At 33.3% G+C, this 14,327-nt stretch carries 12 protein-coding genes; 7 read left to right on the top strand and 5 right to left on the bottom strand.

Annotation, left to right across the window (positions count from 1 at the left end; all coding sequences use genetic code 11):
- Positions 1-109 precede the first annotated feature (109 nt).
- Together L3X39_RS11045 and L3X39_RS11040 are read left to right on the top strand one after the other, a co-directional pair.
- Positions 110-1,060, top strand: a complete 951-nt coding sequence (locus L3X39_RS11045) for a tetratricopeptide repeat protein (protein WP_237231842.1) — start codon at positions 110-112, stop codon at positions 1,058-1,060.
- Positions 1,061-1,206: 146 nt separating this feature from the next.
- Positions 1,207-2,562 carry a UDP-N-acetylmuramate--L-alanine ligase gene (locus L3X39_RS11040; protein ID WP_237231841.1) on the top strand — a complete coding sequence of 452 codons (1,356 nt, stop codon included), beginning with the start codon at positions 1,207-1,209 and terminating at the stop codon, positions 2,560-2,562.
- A gap of 218 nt (positions 2,563-2,780) precedes the next feature.
- Here the strand turns inward: L3X39_RS11040 and L3X39_RS11035 are convergent, their stop codons facing one another.
- Together L3X39_RS11035 and L3X39_RS11030 are read right to left on the bottom strand one after the other, a co-directional pair.
- Entirely contained in the window at positions 2,781-4,070 is a 1,290-nt protein-coding gene (locus L3X39_RS11035; protein ID WP_237231840.1) for a beta propeller repeat protein, read from the bottom strand.
- Positions 4,071-4,232: 162 nt separating this feature from the next.
- Positions 4,233-5,120 carry a dienelactone hydrolase family protein gene (locus L3X39_RS11030; protein WP_237231839.1) on the bottom strand — a complete coding sequence of 296 codons (888 nt, stop codon included), beginning with the start codon at positions 5,118-5,120 and terminating at the stop codon, positions 4,233-4,235.
- 49 nt (positions 5,121-5,169) lie between these two features.
- Here L3X39_RS11030 and radC point away from each other — a divergent pair, with 49 nt between their 5' ends.
- The 4 genes from radC to L3X39_RS11010 are packed head-to-tail and all read left to right on the top strand — an operon-like array spanning position 5,170 to position 8,769.
- Complete coding sequence (radC, locus tag L3X39_RS11025; RefSeq protein ID WP_237231838.1) at positions 5,170-5,868, top strand: RadC family protein; 699 nt, start codon at positions 5,170-5,172, stop codon at positions 5,866-5,868.
- A complete protein-coding gene (locus L3X39_RS11020) occupies positions 5,868-7,169 on the top strand; it encodes a polysaccharide deacetylase family protein (protein ID WP_237231837.1) in 1,302 nt (433 codons plus the stop codon). The genes radC and L3X39_RS11020 overlap by 1 nt, the downstream gene beginning before the upstream one ends.
- Complete coding sequence (locus tag L3X39_RS11015; protein WP_237231836.1) at positions 7,159-7,848, top strand: YjjG family noncanonical pyrimidine nucleotidase; 690 nt, start codon at positions 7,159-7,161, stop codon at positions 7,846-7,848. Before L3X39_RS11020 ends, L3X39_RS11015 begins: the two co-directional genes overlap by 11 nt.
- Before the next feature lie 54 nt (positions 7,849-7,902).
- Positions 7,903-8,769: a hypothetical protein gene (locus L3X39_RS11010; RefSeq protein ID WP_237231835.1), complete on the top strand. Its 867-nt coding sequence runs from the start codon at positions 7,903-7,905 to the stop codon at positions 8,767-8,769.
- 16 nt (positions 8,770-8,785) lie between these two features.
- Here L3X39_RS11010 and L3X39_RS11005 read toward each other — a convergent pair whose 3' ends face one another.
- Positions 8,786-10,069, bottom strand: coding sequence for a replication-associated recombination protein A (locus L3X39_RS11005; protein WP_237231834.1), 1,284 nt, complete (start codon positions 10,067-10,069; stop codon positions 8,786-8,788).
- A gap of 164 nt (positions 10,070-10,233) precedes the next feature.
- Between L3X39_RS11005 and L3X39_RS11000 the strand changes: the two genes are divergently transcribed.
- On the top strand, positions 10,234-10,956 hold the full coding sequence (locus tag L3X39_RS11000) for a rhomboid family intramembrane serine protease (RefSeq protein ID WP_237231833.1): 723 nt from the start codon (positions 10,234-10,236) through the stop codon (positions 10,954-10,956).
- Between the two features lies 1 nt (position 10,957).
- Here L3X39_RS11000 and rlmB read toward each other — a convergent pair whose 3' ends face one another.
- Both rlmB and L3X39_RS10990 read right to left on the bottom strand, forming a co-directional pair.
- Positions 10,958-11,695, bottom strand: coding sequence for a 23S rRNA (guanosine(2251)-2'-O)-methyltransferase RlmB (gene rlmB / locus L3X39_RS10995; RefSeq protein WP_237231832.1), 738 nt, complete (start codon positions 11,693-11,695; stop codon positions 10,958-10,960).
- 66 nt (positions 11,696-11,761) lie between these two features.
- Positions 11,762-14,317, bottom strand: a complete 2,556-nt coding sequence (locus tag L3X39_RS10990; RefSeq protein ID WP_237231831.1) for a M4 family metallopeptidase — start codon at positions 14,315-14,317, stop codon at positions 11,762-11,764.
- Positions 14,318-14,327: the final 10 nt, after the last annotated feature.

The raw sequence follows: 14,327 nt of genomic DNA, 5'->3' as shown, positions 1-14,327 counted from the left end.
GCCGTTCCAAAAAAACAATAAATTAGTAAAAGGTTTCGTTGGTTGAGTGAAGTTAGGTTTTTTTTAAGTGAACTATAAAGTTTAACTTTGTTTTTTCGACCAAATTGATATGAACAAGTTTTTAATTTTACTTCTATTTCCAATCATAGTTTTTGGGCAACAAAACCTTGATGATGTTTCTCGGCTATTTGAAAAAAAAGAATTTGCAAAAGCCGAAACTGTATTAAATAAGTTCCTTGAGACTAATCCCAATAATCTTGAAGTAATAGAACTTTTAGGAGATGCTTACGGGCATCAAAAAAAATGGGATGACGCCATTACCCAATATAAAAAACTAGTAAAGTCCACACCCGATGTAGCAAATTACCACTATAAATATGGAGGCGCTTTAGGTATGAAAGCCTTAGAAAATAAATTTAAAGCTATTGGGTTAATAAGCGACATAAAATCTTCGTTTTTAAAAGCAGCCGAATTAGATAAAAATCATATTGATGCACGTTGGGCATTAGTTGAGTTATATATGCAATTGCCTGGGATTTTTGGAGGAAGTACAAGCAAAGCCTTATATTTTGCCGAAGAGTTAGAAAACCTCTCAAAAGTAGATGGATATTTGGCTAAAGGCTATATTTATGAATATGATAACCAACCCGAATTGGCGGAAAAATATTATAAAATGGCGATAAAAGTTGGTGGCTCCTTAATCTGTTTTGAAAAACTCACCAAACTTTACGAAAGTAAAAACCAACCCCAAAAAGCCATTAAAAACATTGAAGAAGCACAAAATAAACACCAACGCAATGCTTTGCATTATCAAATAGGTAAAGTGGCTGCCGAATATAACATCGAGCTCGATAAAGGCGAGGAGTGTTTAAAAGCCTATTTAAAAAATTATTCGCCCGAAGATGGTGTTCCAAAAGCTTGGGCAAACTACCGTTTGGCGCAAATAAACTTGCATAGAAAAAACAAAAGCGAAGCCTTAAAGTATATAGATTTGGCGCTAGCTGAACTTCCTAAAATTAAGCCTTTTAAGCAAGAAAAGGACAAAATTCTTAACATGTAATATTTCGGCGTTACCCCTCGGGTCGGGCTTTCGTCAGTCGCTTCCGATATAAAATCGGGCGAGCTCCAACACGTGCCTCAATCCCTAACGCAAAACTTCACAACAAATAATTTGGAATTTGATATTTGGAGTTTGATATTTGTTTTATGAACGTACATTTTATAGCCATTGGAGGCGCCGCTATGCATAATTTGGCATTAGCACTACACAACAAAGGATACCAAGTAACCGGAAGTGACGATACCATTTTTGAGCCCTCAAAATCGCGCTTAAATGCAAAAGGCTTATTACCTGAAATTTTCGGTTGGTTTCCTGAAAAAATCACGTCCGATTTAGATGCTATTGTTTTAGGAATGCATGCCAAAGCTGATAATCCAGAGTTATTAAAAGCTCAAGAATTAGGGCTTAAAATATATAGCTATCCTGAGTTTCTGTACGAACAATCCAAGAATAAAACCCGCGTAGTTATTGGTGGAAGCCACGGAAAAACGACTATAACCTCCATGATTTTACATGTGATGCATTATCATGATAGAGATGTTGATTATATGGTTGGTGCGCAGTTGGAAGGTTTTGACGTGATGGTAAAACTCACCGAAACCAACGATTTTATTCTGCTTGAAGGCGATGAATATCTGAGTTCACCCATAGACAGACGACCAAAATTTCACCTTTATAAACCTAATATTGCCTTATTAAGTGGGATTGCGTGGGATCATATTAATGTCTTTCCAACTTACGAGAATTATGTTGAGCAATTCAGTATTTTTGTTGATAGTATTGTAAGTGGCGGAAGTATCAATTATAACGAAGAAGACCCAGAAGTAAAACGTGTGGTTGAGACTAGTGAAAATACGATTAGAAAACTAGCTTATAGAACACCAGAATACACAGTTGAAAACGGGCAAACCCTTTTAGATACCCCAGAAGGAGCGCTTCCAATTGAAGTTTTCGGAAAGCATAACCTCAATAATTTAGCAGGCGCCAAATGGATTTGCCAGCATATGGGTATTGATGAAGACGATTTTTACGAAGCGATTGCAACCTTTAAAGGTGCAAGTAAACGCCTAGAAAAAATTGCCGAAAGTAAAACAAGTGTCGCTTATAAAGATTTTGCACACTCACCTAGTAAAGTTGAAGCCACGACTCAAGCGGTTAAAGAGCAATATGCAAACAGAGCTTTAGTGGCTTGTTTAGAATTACATACCTATAGTAGTTTAAATGCTGAGTTTTTAAAAGAGTACAAAGGAGCTCTAGATGCTGCCGATGTGGCTGTTGTTTTCTATTCGCCACATGCGGTTGAGATTAAAAAATTAAAGGAAGTTACTCACGAGCAGATTGCCACTGCTTTTGAGCGTGACGATTTAATTATATACACTAACCCCGATGATTTTAAAAATTTCTTGTTCTCACAAAACTTTGATAATAAAGCGTTGCTTTTAATGAGTTCGGGTAATTATGGAGGTTTAGATTTTGATGAGGTAAAAGGATTAATAGAATAACTCTGACATTCCTGAGAAAGCAGAAATCCATGAAATTATTTCTAATGTTGATGGCTTGTCAAACATTATATGTAGGCTCTTAAATGGATTTCTCATCATATGCGGAATGACCGCAAGCTTGGATTTTGATTCCTTAAATGAGTTTACCATTTATATTGACATATTGTAGTCAACTTATGGAATTTAGAGTAAGTTTATATTGAAAAATTAAAGATAAATTAAAAACCATTGGGAAATCTTCTAAACTTTACCAGACCATAGCTAAGTGTGCCTGAGAACCCATATTCATCATGCATTCTTATATATCCACCATAATCACTAGATGAGTGAAATATTCTTCTCCAACTTTTGCCATTATCTGTACTTATATATTTAGATTTCAAATCAATGTTATTAGGGCTAATTAAATATCTATGTAAAATAAACTGATTTCCCCCTAAATATTGGATAAACATATTCTCATCATAAGCGAAATTAACATCATAGGCACTCCATGTTTGACCATAGTCAACACTTTTATAAATTTTATGCTCTGTTTTTGAATAAAATCCTCCTTCATTATTAAAAAAAGTAGGGTGAATGTAAACATTTATAAAATTATCATAGTGACCCGCATTCTCTGCAAAATTAATCTGATTTACTTCCCCGTTTTTTAACTTTATGATATAATTCTGTTCATTAGAAAAAAGAATTATTGAATCGTCATTCATAACTTTAAAAGAACTATAAGGGATATTATTTAATTGCGGATATAAATCATTAAAAGCCATCACCACTCCATCGATTACTTGAAAGATTTCGTAATTATTAGTCATTATATAGGCTAAATTATTGGTTACAAATTCCATTTTTCTGACAAAAAGAGGCTGATTTAGATCTTCATAACTCATATTGAATTCAAGGTTTCTCGTACCTATTTTATCATTGAATGAAAATACTTGAAATCTTGTACCATTGCTAACTAAATGGTATCCAATGTTTTCCTCGACATAATAATACAAGCTATTATTAGCTCTATTCAGAGGAGGTAAACCTTCTAGTTTGCTGTAGTAGTCATAAAGTTTAAATCTTTGACTCCAATTTCTATGATAGCAGTAAGCGATATCATCATCTAGTATTTGATCTATTTGTGCATTTCGGATTATTGTACCATTATTTTGATATGAAAAAGGGATATAACCAAACAATTCAATATCAATTGATTCCAAATTGGAACCAAAATAAATTGTAGCTTTTTCGTTATACATCTCTGGCACAATAAATTTGATTTCAGTATTAGTTTTAGAAATCAAATTTGCTAAGTCACTGTAAACAGGATCAATATCTTCATTAAATATTCTAATATTTACTATTTGATCTAAATTTTTGCCGCTTACCGTTAATGTGTCACCTATAAAAGTATTGGTTGACGACAATTTGAATATAGGTTTAGGTTCATTACCGTCTTGAGAACAGCTACAAAGACAAGTAATTAATACTAAGGAAAAAAGTTTGTAAAAATATTTCATGCTTTATTATAGGTTTAATTTCTCTACATGGATTTATTATTGTCCTATTCGAAGGAACATAATTGAATATAATTTTTTTAATGTAGAAAATCACTTTAATGATTAATATAAAAAATGTTAAAGTTAATCGAATTTTTTTCAAAATCCTTATTTCAAAATAAGCTACCTCAACTTCTCCTTAAAAAAAGCAATAGTACGTTCCCAAGCTAAATTGGCAGCTTTTTCATCATATCGAGGCGTCGTGTTATTATGAAACCCATGATTCACACCTTCGTAAAAATGCGCTTTATATTCTACATTATTAGCCTTTAAAGCCGTTTCATAATCTGGCCAACCAGCATTAACGCGTGTGTCTAATTCGGCAAATTGTAGTAATAAAGGAGCTTTTATATTAGCAGCTTCTTCGGCCGACGGTTGCCCACCATAAAAAGGCACTGCAGCTTTTAAGTTTGGTAGTCTTACAGCCATCATATTTGATATCCAACCTCCAAAGCAAAAGCCTACAACTCCAATATTACCATCGCAATTCTCATGCTTGCTCAAATATTCAAAAGCTGCAATAAAATCTTCAAGCATCCCGTTCCTATCCCGTTGGCGTTGTAAAGCACGACCTTCATCATCATTACCAGGATAGCCACCTAATGGCGACAATGCATCAGGAGCTAATGTTATAAAACCATCAAGAGCAGCGCGTCTTCCAACATCTTCAATATATGGGTTTAGTCCGCGGTTTTCGTGTACAATTACTATTCCTGGTAGCTTGCCAGTAGTTCCATCAGGCATCGACAATAAACCTTTTATAGTACCACCACCTTTAGGCGATTCATATTCTATATATTCAGATTTTAAGCGTTCATCATTAGGTTTAACCATTAAGGTGTTTATGTAATCTGGAGTTATAAAACTCAATAATGAGGAAACTGTAACACCTCCAACGGCGTACACCGATAATTTCTCAACAAATTGACGTCTGTCAATTTTATTATGGGCATAATAATCGTATAAATCAAAAACTTCCTGACTTATATCTTCTTTTTTAAGTGGTTTCATGATTAAAGTTTTTATTGCTTCTCTAATTTACAATATTTATCTTTAACCAATGCAAGAAAAACCATCGTCATTTTCGATAAAAAACTGGAGTCAAGACGATCAACCACGTGAAAAATTACTCAACAAAGGCAAAGCCACTTTAAGCGATGCAGAATTGGTTGCTATTTTAATTGGTTCTGGCAATAAAGAGGAAAGTGCTGTAGATTTATGTAAGCGCATTTTGGCGAGTTCTAACAATAATTTGAGCGATTTAGGAAGGCTTTCTATTAAGCAACTTATGGAATTTAAAGGCATTGGTGAAGCCAAAGCCATCACTATAGTTGCCGCTCTAGAATTGGGACGCCGACGAAGGGGAGAAGAAGCGCTGGAGAAAAAGAAAATAACCTCAAGTTCAGCAGTTTTTGAACTCATGCAACCAGTTATTGGGGAACTTGACCATGAAGAATTTTGGATTATTTATGTAAATAATTCTAATAAAGTCATTCAAAAAAGTCAATTAAGTAAAGGTGGAATAACAGGCACTTTGGTCGATGTACGTTTGGTGTTAAAAACAGCATTGGAAGTAGGCGCCACAGGTTTAATTTTAGCACATAACCATCCATCAGGTACTTTAAAACCGAGTGAAGCCGATAAACAGATAACACAAAAATTAAAACAAGCTGCACAAAGTTTAGATATAAAAGTTCTAGACCATTTAATTATCACAGAAAAAGCATACTTTAGTTTTGCCGATGAAACCATCCTATAATGCTTTTAGTTTACACGCATAAAATATCACCTCGTTTAAAATATGTATTTAAGCATATATGTACACGAGTTTTAGGAATTGAAGTAAGTTTTACTACTATAATAGAAGAATTTATTGCGCACGATTCTTTAAAAATGTCTTATACCAAGCAACAACTTAGTAATGAGTTTTTTATAAAAAGTCATGACATTTTGTTTGAACAAGGATTAAACGATATTGAAATTCATATGCATGATTGGGAGGACACCAAATGCTTTTTTTACAACGGTGATAAAAGTGCCATTCCATACGATATATTTTCCGCAGCTTTTTATTTGTTATCCCGTTATGAGGAATATTTGCCACACGTAAAAGATGAATTTGGAAGGTTTACAGCCACTGAAAGTTTAGCTTATAAGAAGGGGTTTTTGCACCAACCAGTGGTTGATATTTGGGCACTTAAGTTTAAAAAGGCACTACAAAATCATTTTCCAGATTTCGATTTTCCTAAAAGGGCCTATAGCATAAAACCAATTATAGATGTTCCTAGTGCTTACAGCTATAAATTAAAAGGGATTATTAGAACCTTTGGAGGTACTGTTAAAGACCTTTTTACGTTTAAATTTAGGAGTCTATACTTAAGGTTTATGGTAATTCTTGGGTTTCTACATGATCCTTTTGATACGTTTAAGTATATTATTAACCGTCAAAAAACTTCTAAATTTAAATTTTTGTTCTTTTTTTTAATTGGTGATTTTTCAACATTTGATAAAGGAATAAACCCTAATAAAAAGAAGTTCGTATCACTTATAAAACATGTGGCAGATTATTGCACAGTGGGCTTAAAAGCATCTTACTTTGCATTGGACGATATAAGTATTCTTAAAAAAGAAAAGTTACGAATGGAAGATATTTTAAAAACGTCGTTACATGCTTCACGACAATCATTTTCAAAACTTAATTTACCTGAATCGTATAGAAATCTCATAGAGTTAGAAATTCTTGAAGATTATACTATGGGATATGTAGATTATGTTGGTTTTCGAGCGGGTTCTTGTACACCGTTTTTGTTTTACGATCTGGATTACGAAATACAAACACCACTTAAGATTTATTCATATCACCTCATGGATTATGCTCTATTAAAACACCAATCGTTACTTGATAAAAAGAAAATATTGAATGAAGTGATTCACCAAATAAAACAAGTGGAAGGCGAGTTTGTGCCTGTGTTTCATAATTATACGTTTAGCAACGATACTAGATGGGATGGATATAAGGAGTTGTTTAATATTATTTTAGATTCTGCAGATGAAGATTAATGGGATAACGGATGTGTTTTTTGATTTAGACCATACGCTTTGGGATTTTGATAAGAACTCTGCATTAACTTTTGAGAAAATATTTGAGCTTAATAATTTGAATATTAATCTGGATGATTTTTTATCTCAATATGTTCCAATAAATTTAAAGTATTGGAGATTGTATCGCGAAGAAAAGATAAAAAAAAGTGCGTTACGTTTTGCAAGATTAAATGACGCTTTCACTGCTATTGGTTATACAATTGATGCGAATTTGATTGATAAGTTATCAGAGGATTATATTGAGCATCTCACAAAATTTAATCATTTATTTGAAAACACCTTTGAAATTTTAGATTACTTAAGTGCTCGTTATAATTTGCATATTATTACCAATGGGTTTGATGAGGTACAGCATAAAAAAATGACGAGTTCTAACATAAATTGTTATTTTAAAACGATTACAAATTCTGAAATGGTGGGTGTAAAAAAACCTAATCCTATTATTTTTAATTTTGCATTACAACAAGCAAATACTAATGTAAAGCAAAGTATTATGATTGGAGACAGTTATGAAGCCGATATTCTAGGAGCAAAAAACATCGGAATGGATGCTGTTTTTTTTGATATTAATAACAAGTCTGTTGATGCAAATGTTAAACGTATCGATAATTTAATTCAACTTAAAAACTATTTATAACCATCGCAATATTGTATATTTACAAGTACTGTTAATTTTATATTTAATTAAAAAATGAAGACCAAATTTCTCACGCTTTTTATTGCTTTTTTTATAGCTTCCATTGCATATTCACAATCAGGTTTAAACAATTATAAATATGTTATAGTTCCTAAAACGTATGATTTTTTAAAAGAAAATGATCAATATCAATTAAATTCATTGACAAAATTTTTGTTCGAAAAATATGGTTTTCAAACCCTTTTTGAAGGTGAAGATTATCCTGAGGATTTAACAACAAACAGATGCTTAGCTTTAAAATCGAATGTTAAAAAAGATTCAGGACTTTTTAAAACTAAATTAACGGTTCAGCTAAAAGATTGTAATGACAAGCTTGTTTTCATTTCGGAAGTAGGAGAGAGCAGAGAAAAGGAATATAAAGTGGCTTATAATTTAGCACTTCGTGATGCTTTTAAGTCTTTTGAAACTATAAATTATGAGTATAAACCAACTGGTGAAGTAGCTACTTCAAAAAAGCCAGATACTGCCGTTAAAAGCGAAGTGACTCAAGAAATACAACAGTTGAAACAGGAAATACAAGAACTTAAAAAAGAAAAAGAGGCGGAGGTTGCTGAGATTAAAGAAGAAATAGTGGAAACTCCAGTTAAAAGTGAAACTAAACCAGTTAAGGAAGTTGAGCAAACCTCAGAAAATATTATTGAAGGTTCATCTAATATTTTGTACGCACAAGAAATAGAACAAGGATTTCAATTGGTTGATAGTTCTCCCAAAGTGGTTTATAGAATCAAAAACACCAACTTAAAAGATGTGTTTTTGGTTGAAAATACAAGTGCTATCATTTATAAAAAAGGAGATGACTGGATTCTAGAATTTTATTCTGGAAACACCTTAAACCAAGAAATTTTAAACATTAAGTTTTAATTTTAGCTAAAAGCTTCTAATAGCCATATTTATCTTTCCACCGTTGTTTTAAAAATTCGCGATGTGCATTTTCTCGAACATTATTTCCGGGGTCGTATAGTTTTTGATTTTTTATTTCTTCGGGTAAAAACTCTTGACTTGCAAAGTTTAAATCGTAATTATGTGCATATTTATAATTATCGCCATACCCTAGTTCTTTCATAAGTTTAGTGGGTGCATTTCTAATTTCTAGCGGTACACTTAAATCACCTGTCTCCTTAACTAATTGTTGTGCGTTACCAATAGCTTTATAAGCGGCATTACTCTTTGGTGAGCATGCTAAATAAGTAGCGCATTGGCTTAAAATAATTCTAGATTCAGGGTAGCCTATGGCAGTAACAGCTTGGAATGTATTATTGGCAATCACTAAAGCGGTTGGATTTGCATTTCCTATATCTTCGCTCGCTAATATTAGCATACGACGTGCAATAAACTTTACATCTTCACCACCTTCAATCATGCGTGCTAGCCAATATACAGCAGCATTGGGGTCGCTACCACGAATAGATTTTATAAATGCCGAAATAATATCATAATGCTGCTCACCCGTTTTATCATAGCGAACCGTATTATTTTGTATTTTCTGTAATACGTCATCATCCGTGATAGTTATAGAGTCAGAATCGTAAGAGTTTACTATCAGCTCAAAAATGTTCAGTAGTTTTCTAGCATCACCACCCGAGAGCCTTAAAAGGGCAGTGGTTTCTTTAAGCTTTATCTTTTTTTTCGATATATACTCATCATGTTCAATAGCGCGCTTTAAAAGCACCTCTAAAGCGGTTTTGTCAAAAGCATTTAAAATATAAACTTGGCACCGCGATAAAAGTGCCGAAATAACCTCAAAACTAGGGTTTTCGGTGGTTGCCCCAATAAGTGTAATCCAACCTTTTTCTACGGCTTGTAATAACGAATCTTGTTGCGATTTACTAAACCTATGAATCTCGTCAATAAACAAAATGGGGTTTTTTGTAGTAAACAAACCACCACTTTGTTTTGCCTTTTCAATAACATCTCTAATATCCTTTACTCCAGAATTTATGGCACTTAAAGTGTAAAAAGGCCTGCCAGATTCTGTTGCAATTATATTGGCAAGCGTAGTTTTTCCAGTTCCTGGTGGTCCCCAAAATATCATCGAAGGGATTAAACCTTGCTTTATATGCTGCGTTAATGCACCATTTTTGCCAACCAAATGGGTTTGACTCACGTAGTCTTCTAAAACTTTGGGTCGTAATCGTTCTGCAAGTGGTTCATTGGCGTTCATAATCGTAAAATTAAAGTAATTTATTTAAGTTTTGGGCGTCCCCCAAATAAAATTTGGGTCGCGCTTTCCGCACTACACGGTAGTTTGCTTCAATCGCTCACGCATCTATCTGCCATTTTAGCACATAAACAAAAGTTGGATAACTATTTGTTACCTTTAGTTTAATGAACAAGAGAGAGCATTTTAAGTTTTCAACAGGGGTAGTAGCTTACCCGGTACTTTTTGTACTAGTAATTTGGTTGGTATTTTGGGTAGAAGTTCGTTTTGGATATAACTTTAGTAAATACGGCATTTATCCCCAAACTCTTAAAGGTTTGAGAGGTGTTGCATTAAGCCCATTTATTCATGGCGATATACAGCATATTTACCATAACACCATTCCATTATTTGTCCTGTCTATGTCGTTGTTCTATTTCTATAGGCACATAGCTTGGAAAGTCATTTTTTTCGGTATTTTATTATCTGGGTTTATTACTTGGGGTATTGGGAGACCAAGCTACCATATTGGCATTAGCGGATTAATTTATGTTTTGGTTAGTTTTACTTTTTTTAAAGGGGTTTTTGCTAAACATTATAGGCTCATTGCATTATCATTAATGGTTGTTTTTCTTTATGGAAGTATGATTTGGTATACCCTTCCGATTGAAAAGGGTATTTCTTGGGAAGGGCATATGGCAGGTTTAATTACAGGTTTACTATTTGCTTTATTTTTTAGAAAAGAAATTGCGAAACCTAAAAAGTATGTTTGGGAACAAGAAAATTATAATGAAGATGATGATCCGTTTTTAAAGCATTTTGATGAAAACGGAAATTTTATTGAACATATAGAATCAATAGAGGAGGAGGAACCTACAATAAATTACAATTATAAGGAAAACAAAGATTAATCTAAGAAAGTCTTTGCCTTACGACCTCGTATAAAAACGCACCACAAGCTACTGATACATTTAAAGATTCAATCTCACCTAATAATGGTAATTTAGCTTTTGCATCGGCGACCTTAATAATCGATGGGTTTATGCCTCTACCTTCCGATCCCATAATGATGGCACATGGTTCAATAAATGAAACATCATATAAGGTATCATTCGTTTTTTCTGTTGCAGCAATAACTTTAATACCGGAAGCTTGCATGTAAAAAACAGCATCCTTTATATGGTCTACTTTACAAATAGGTACTTTAAAAACAGCACCAGCGCTAGTTTTTATAGTATCACCATTTACAGGTGCACCACCTTTTTTTTGAATAATAATACCGTTTACACCTGTACATTCGGCAGTTCTAATAATAGCACCAAAATTTCTGACATCACTCAATTGGTCTAAAAGCAAAAACAGAGGTGTTTTGCCTGATTCAATAACATCAAGAACCAATGTTTCCATGTCATAAAATGCTATTGGAGATATTTGAGCAACAGCTCCTTGATGATTTCCTTTAGTAAGTCTATTTAGTTTCTCAGAAGGTACATAAGAAGAGTTTATAGAATTTTGTCTTAACATAACCTCTAATTCACTAAATAGTTCACCTTTTAGTCCCTTTTGAAGAAATACTTTATCAATAGTTTCCCCTGAATTAATAGCTTCAATAATAGCTCTTATACCGAATATTTGAGTTTGGTTTTCCATTGGGATAAAGGTATAAAAAAAGAGACCGATATAAATCAGTCTCTTTTAAAGATTATTATTTAAATTTTATTGAACAAGTAGTTTTTTAGTTAGAGTTCCTTCATTTGATTTCAATTTAAAAAAGTAAACCCCTTGTGAATGTTGACTTAAATCGATTTCAAAACTATTCTCTGTTACGTTTACACTATTCATAATGGACTTTCCAGTGATATCAAATAATTCAAAACTAAAATTTGATAGACTCTTAAGCTGCACATTAAAAATTCCTGTTGAAGGGTTCGGATATATTTTAACATTTTTACTTAAGAAGTTAATATCATTAACAGATAAAGCTTCAGAGCAATTGTAAATTACAATATCATCAACATACCAACCAATTTTACCGTTACAACCATCACTTCCAAGCTCCCATCTTAATTTAAGATTTGAGTTTGCAACTACTCCAATGGATGTTAAATCTATAACACTTTGTCCCCAATCACTATTAGAAGTACCTTGGTCTGCTCCAGAAAAAGCATCTTCACCCATCATAGGATTATCATTATTGGAATTATTTAGCGTTAAATTATACGCATTGGTAATAAAAGCCGATGCCGGTATTATAGCCCATGCACCGCCATCAATGCTATACTTAATGTTACCACCGTCATAATCTTGTTCTGTTGAGACATTATGGAAAAAGGCCATTTCAAAATTACCACTAGCGTAATTAGGCATCGTTATAGTTGGACTTTCTAGACGCATAATACCATTTTGTAAATCTAAATTACAATCACCATTTATGGGGTTTACGGCAAATACAGCTTGACCAGATCTTTCATTTGGTAAATCACTTGCTATTTCCCAATCTCTAGATTCCCAAGTGCTAGGGTTAACAGGTTCTTGCGAAATAGTCCAACTGGCTAAACCACTTTCCCAATCTTCGGTAAAAATAGGATTTGAAGTGGCAGCTTCACACAGGTTGGGCGTGTCGGCTAAAATCTTTGCATAGGTACAATTGTTATCACTTCTTAACGCCACGGCTAATATAGCTTTTGAAACTTCAGCACAATCGGCAACAGTAATTTTTTGCCTCGATACTCCAGTTGGCGTATCTGATACTGAAAGGTTATTTAAATTTGCATCTACCAAATCAGCACAAGAAGCTTCAAGAGCATCAGCAAGGGCATTAAAATCACTTGTGGCTGTTAAATACTGACTTTGAGCTCTCCAAAAAATGTGTGCCGCTTTTAAAAACCCTAAAGAACTAATAGTTTGTCCGTTGTAATTTCCACCATCAACAAGTAATGCGTATAAATGATTGGGTATCCCAGAATTACTATGCACGCCTCCGTTATCATTAAAGGTGTAATCGCATTGGTATTCTATATCAGTCACACTTCCAGGGTCGTTTGCACAGTTTGGGTCCCACATATCTCGTATGGCACCACCAAAAGCACTGGCGTCTTCTCCTATTCTCCATCGATCTGAACTAGAGCAGCCAGTTCTAAGTGACAGGTTTTCTCCGGCGTCTTCATACAGATTCAATATATCAATAGTTTCACCCCAAATATCTGATAAAGATTCATTAATAGCTCCTGATTCGTACTCATAAATTAAATTACAAGTGTATTCAGTATAGGCGTGACCCCATTCGTGAGCCACAACATCGTCTGAAGCTGTTCCTGTACAATAATTTGCAGTTACACCATTCCAATTAGCATTGGGACAGCTAATGTTTGGGTTATTATTTATAGTTCTCATTTGTGCCCCAGCACCATCATAAGAATCAAACCCAAAAGCATTATTGAAAAAATTATATGTATGTCCAGCGGCAACGATTTCATTTTGTTGCCAAATATCTAATGTTCCGGGTAATGCATCGCCTTCTGTCCAAACTACAGTAGATGTATTTTCTTCATACAGAATTCTATTCAATGCATGAGCTATTCCTGTAAATTGTTCAATAAGTTTTCCTGTGTGAGCATCAATAAATAGGTATTCGCGTACATCAGCATCATTACGTATTTCTATTCTGTAAGCTAAATGCTTTGATGTAACATAGCCTTGAGCTAGTCCTTTAGGAAAAATGTAAAGCTCAGTTGTAATTACTTTTAATGGTTCACCAGAATGATTAATGTTTTGCTTTGCAACTATATTCAAAGCGATAGAGTTAGCACCATTTTTATCTATATTTGGGATTGGATTTAACTCAATTTCAGGAATAAAGTTCCCATTGATCGATGTCAAATGTTCATTTCGATTAAAATGAAAGCGTAATTCAGAATCATATACTGGAACTCCTTTATAATGTTGCTTAAGTGTGTAATTTTTCAATCCATAATTATCAGTTTTTATAATACCTGAAAATAAAGATTCGTCTATAGTTTGTATAGCATATATGGATTTGTTGTTTGCTAAAAAGTTATTGACTTTTTCTTTTAAAGTTTTACCACTCAATTGTAGCGGTTTGCTTATTGGGAATTTGATAAAACTAGGAATATTTAAATTCTTATTAATACTGATATTAGCTTGGGTAGTTTTTTTTAAGTCATTAATTGCTTTTTGAGTCTTAGATTCTTGGGATATAGCTAAAAATGAAAAATGAAAAAAGGCAAGAAATAATAAGGTAATTTTTTTCATATTTGAGTTT

The organism is Flaviramulus multivorans (genome assembly GCF_021728415.1).
GTDB lineage: Bacteria > Bacteroidota > Bacteroidia > Flavobacteriales > Flavobacteriaceae > Sabulilitoribacter > Sabulilitoribacter multivorans.
This window is presented reverse-complemented; position numbering and strand designations above follow the sequence as displayed.

Bases quoted from the DNA above. Each gene is read 5' to 3' on its own strand.
- radC (WP_237231838.1), top strand. From the start codon at position 5,170: ATGCAAGAAAAACCATCGTCATTTTCGATAAAAAACTGGAGTCAAGAC.
- L3X39_RS11045 (WP_237231842.1), top strand. From the start codon at position 110: ATGAACAAGTTTTTAATTTTACTTCTATTTCCAATCATAGTTTTTGGG.
- L3X39_RS11010 (WP_237231835.1), top strand. From the start codon at position 7,903: ATGAAGACCAAATTTCTCACGCTTTTTATTGCTTTTTTTATAGCTTCC.
- L3X39_RS11030 (WP_237231839.1), bottom strand. From the start codon at position 5,120: ATGAAACCACTTAAAAAAGAAGATATAAGTCAGGAAGTTTTTGATTTA.
- L3X39_RS10990 (WP_237231831.1), bottom strand. From the start codon at position 14,317: ATGAAAAAAATTACCTTATTATTTCTTGCCTTTTTTCATTTTTCATTT.
- L3X39_RS11015 (WP_237231836.1), top strand. From the start codon at position 7,159: ATGAAGATTAATGGGATAACGGATGTGTTTTTTGATTTAGACCATACG.
- L3X39_RS11005 (WP_237231834.1), bottom strand. From the start codon at position 10,069: ATGAACGCCAATGAACCACTTGCAGAACGATTACGACCCAAAGTTTTA.
- L3X39_RS11040 (WP_237231841.1), top strand. From the start codon at position 1,207: ATGAACGTACATTTTATAGCCATTGGAGGCGCCGCTATGCATAATTTG.
- L3X39_RS11020 (WP_237231837.1), top strand. From the start codon at position 5,868: ATGCTTTTAGTTTACACGCATAAAATATCACCTCGTTTAAAATATGTA.
- L3X39_RS11035 (WP_237231840.1), bottom strand. From the start codon at position 4,070: ATGAAATATTTTTACAAACTTTTTTCCTTAGTATTAATTACTTGTCTT.
- rlmB (WP_237231832.1), bottom strand. From the start codon at position 11,695: ATGGAAAACCAAACTCAAATATTCGGTATAAGAGCTATTATTGAAGCT.
- L3X39_RS11000 (WP_237231833.1), top strand. From the start codon at position 10,234: ATGAACAAGAGAGAGCATTTTAAGTTTTCAACAGGGGTAGTAGCTTAC.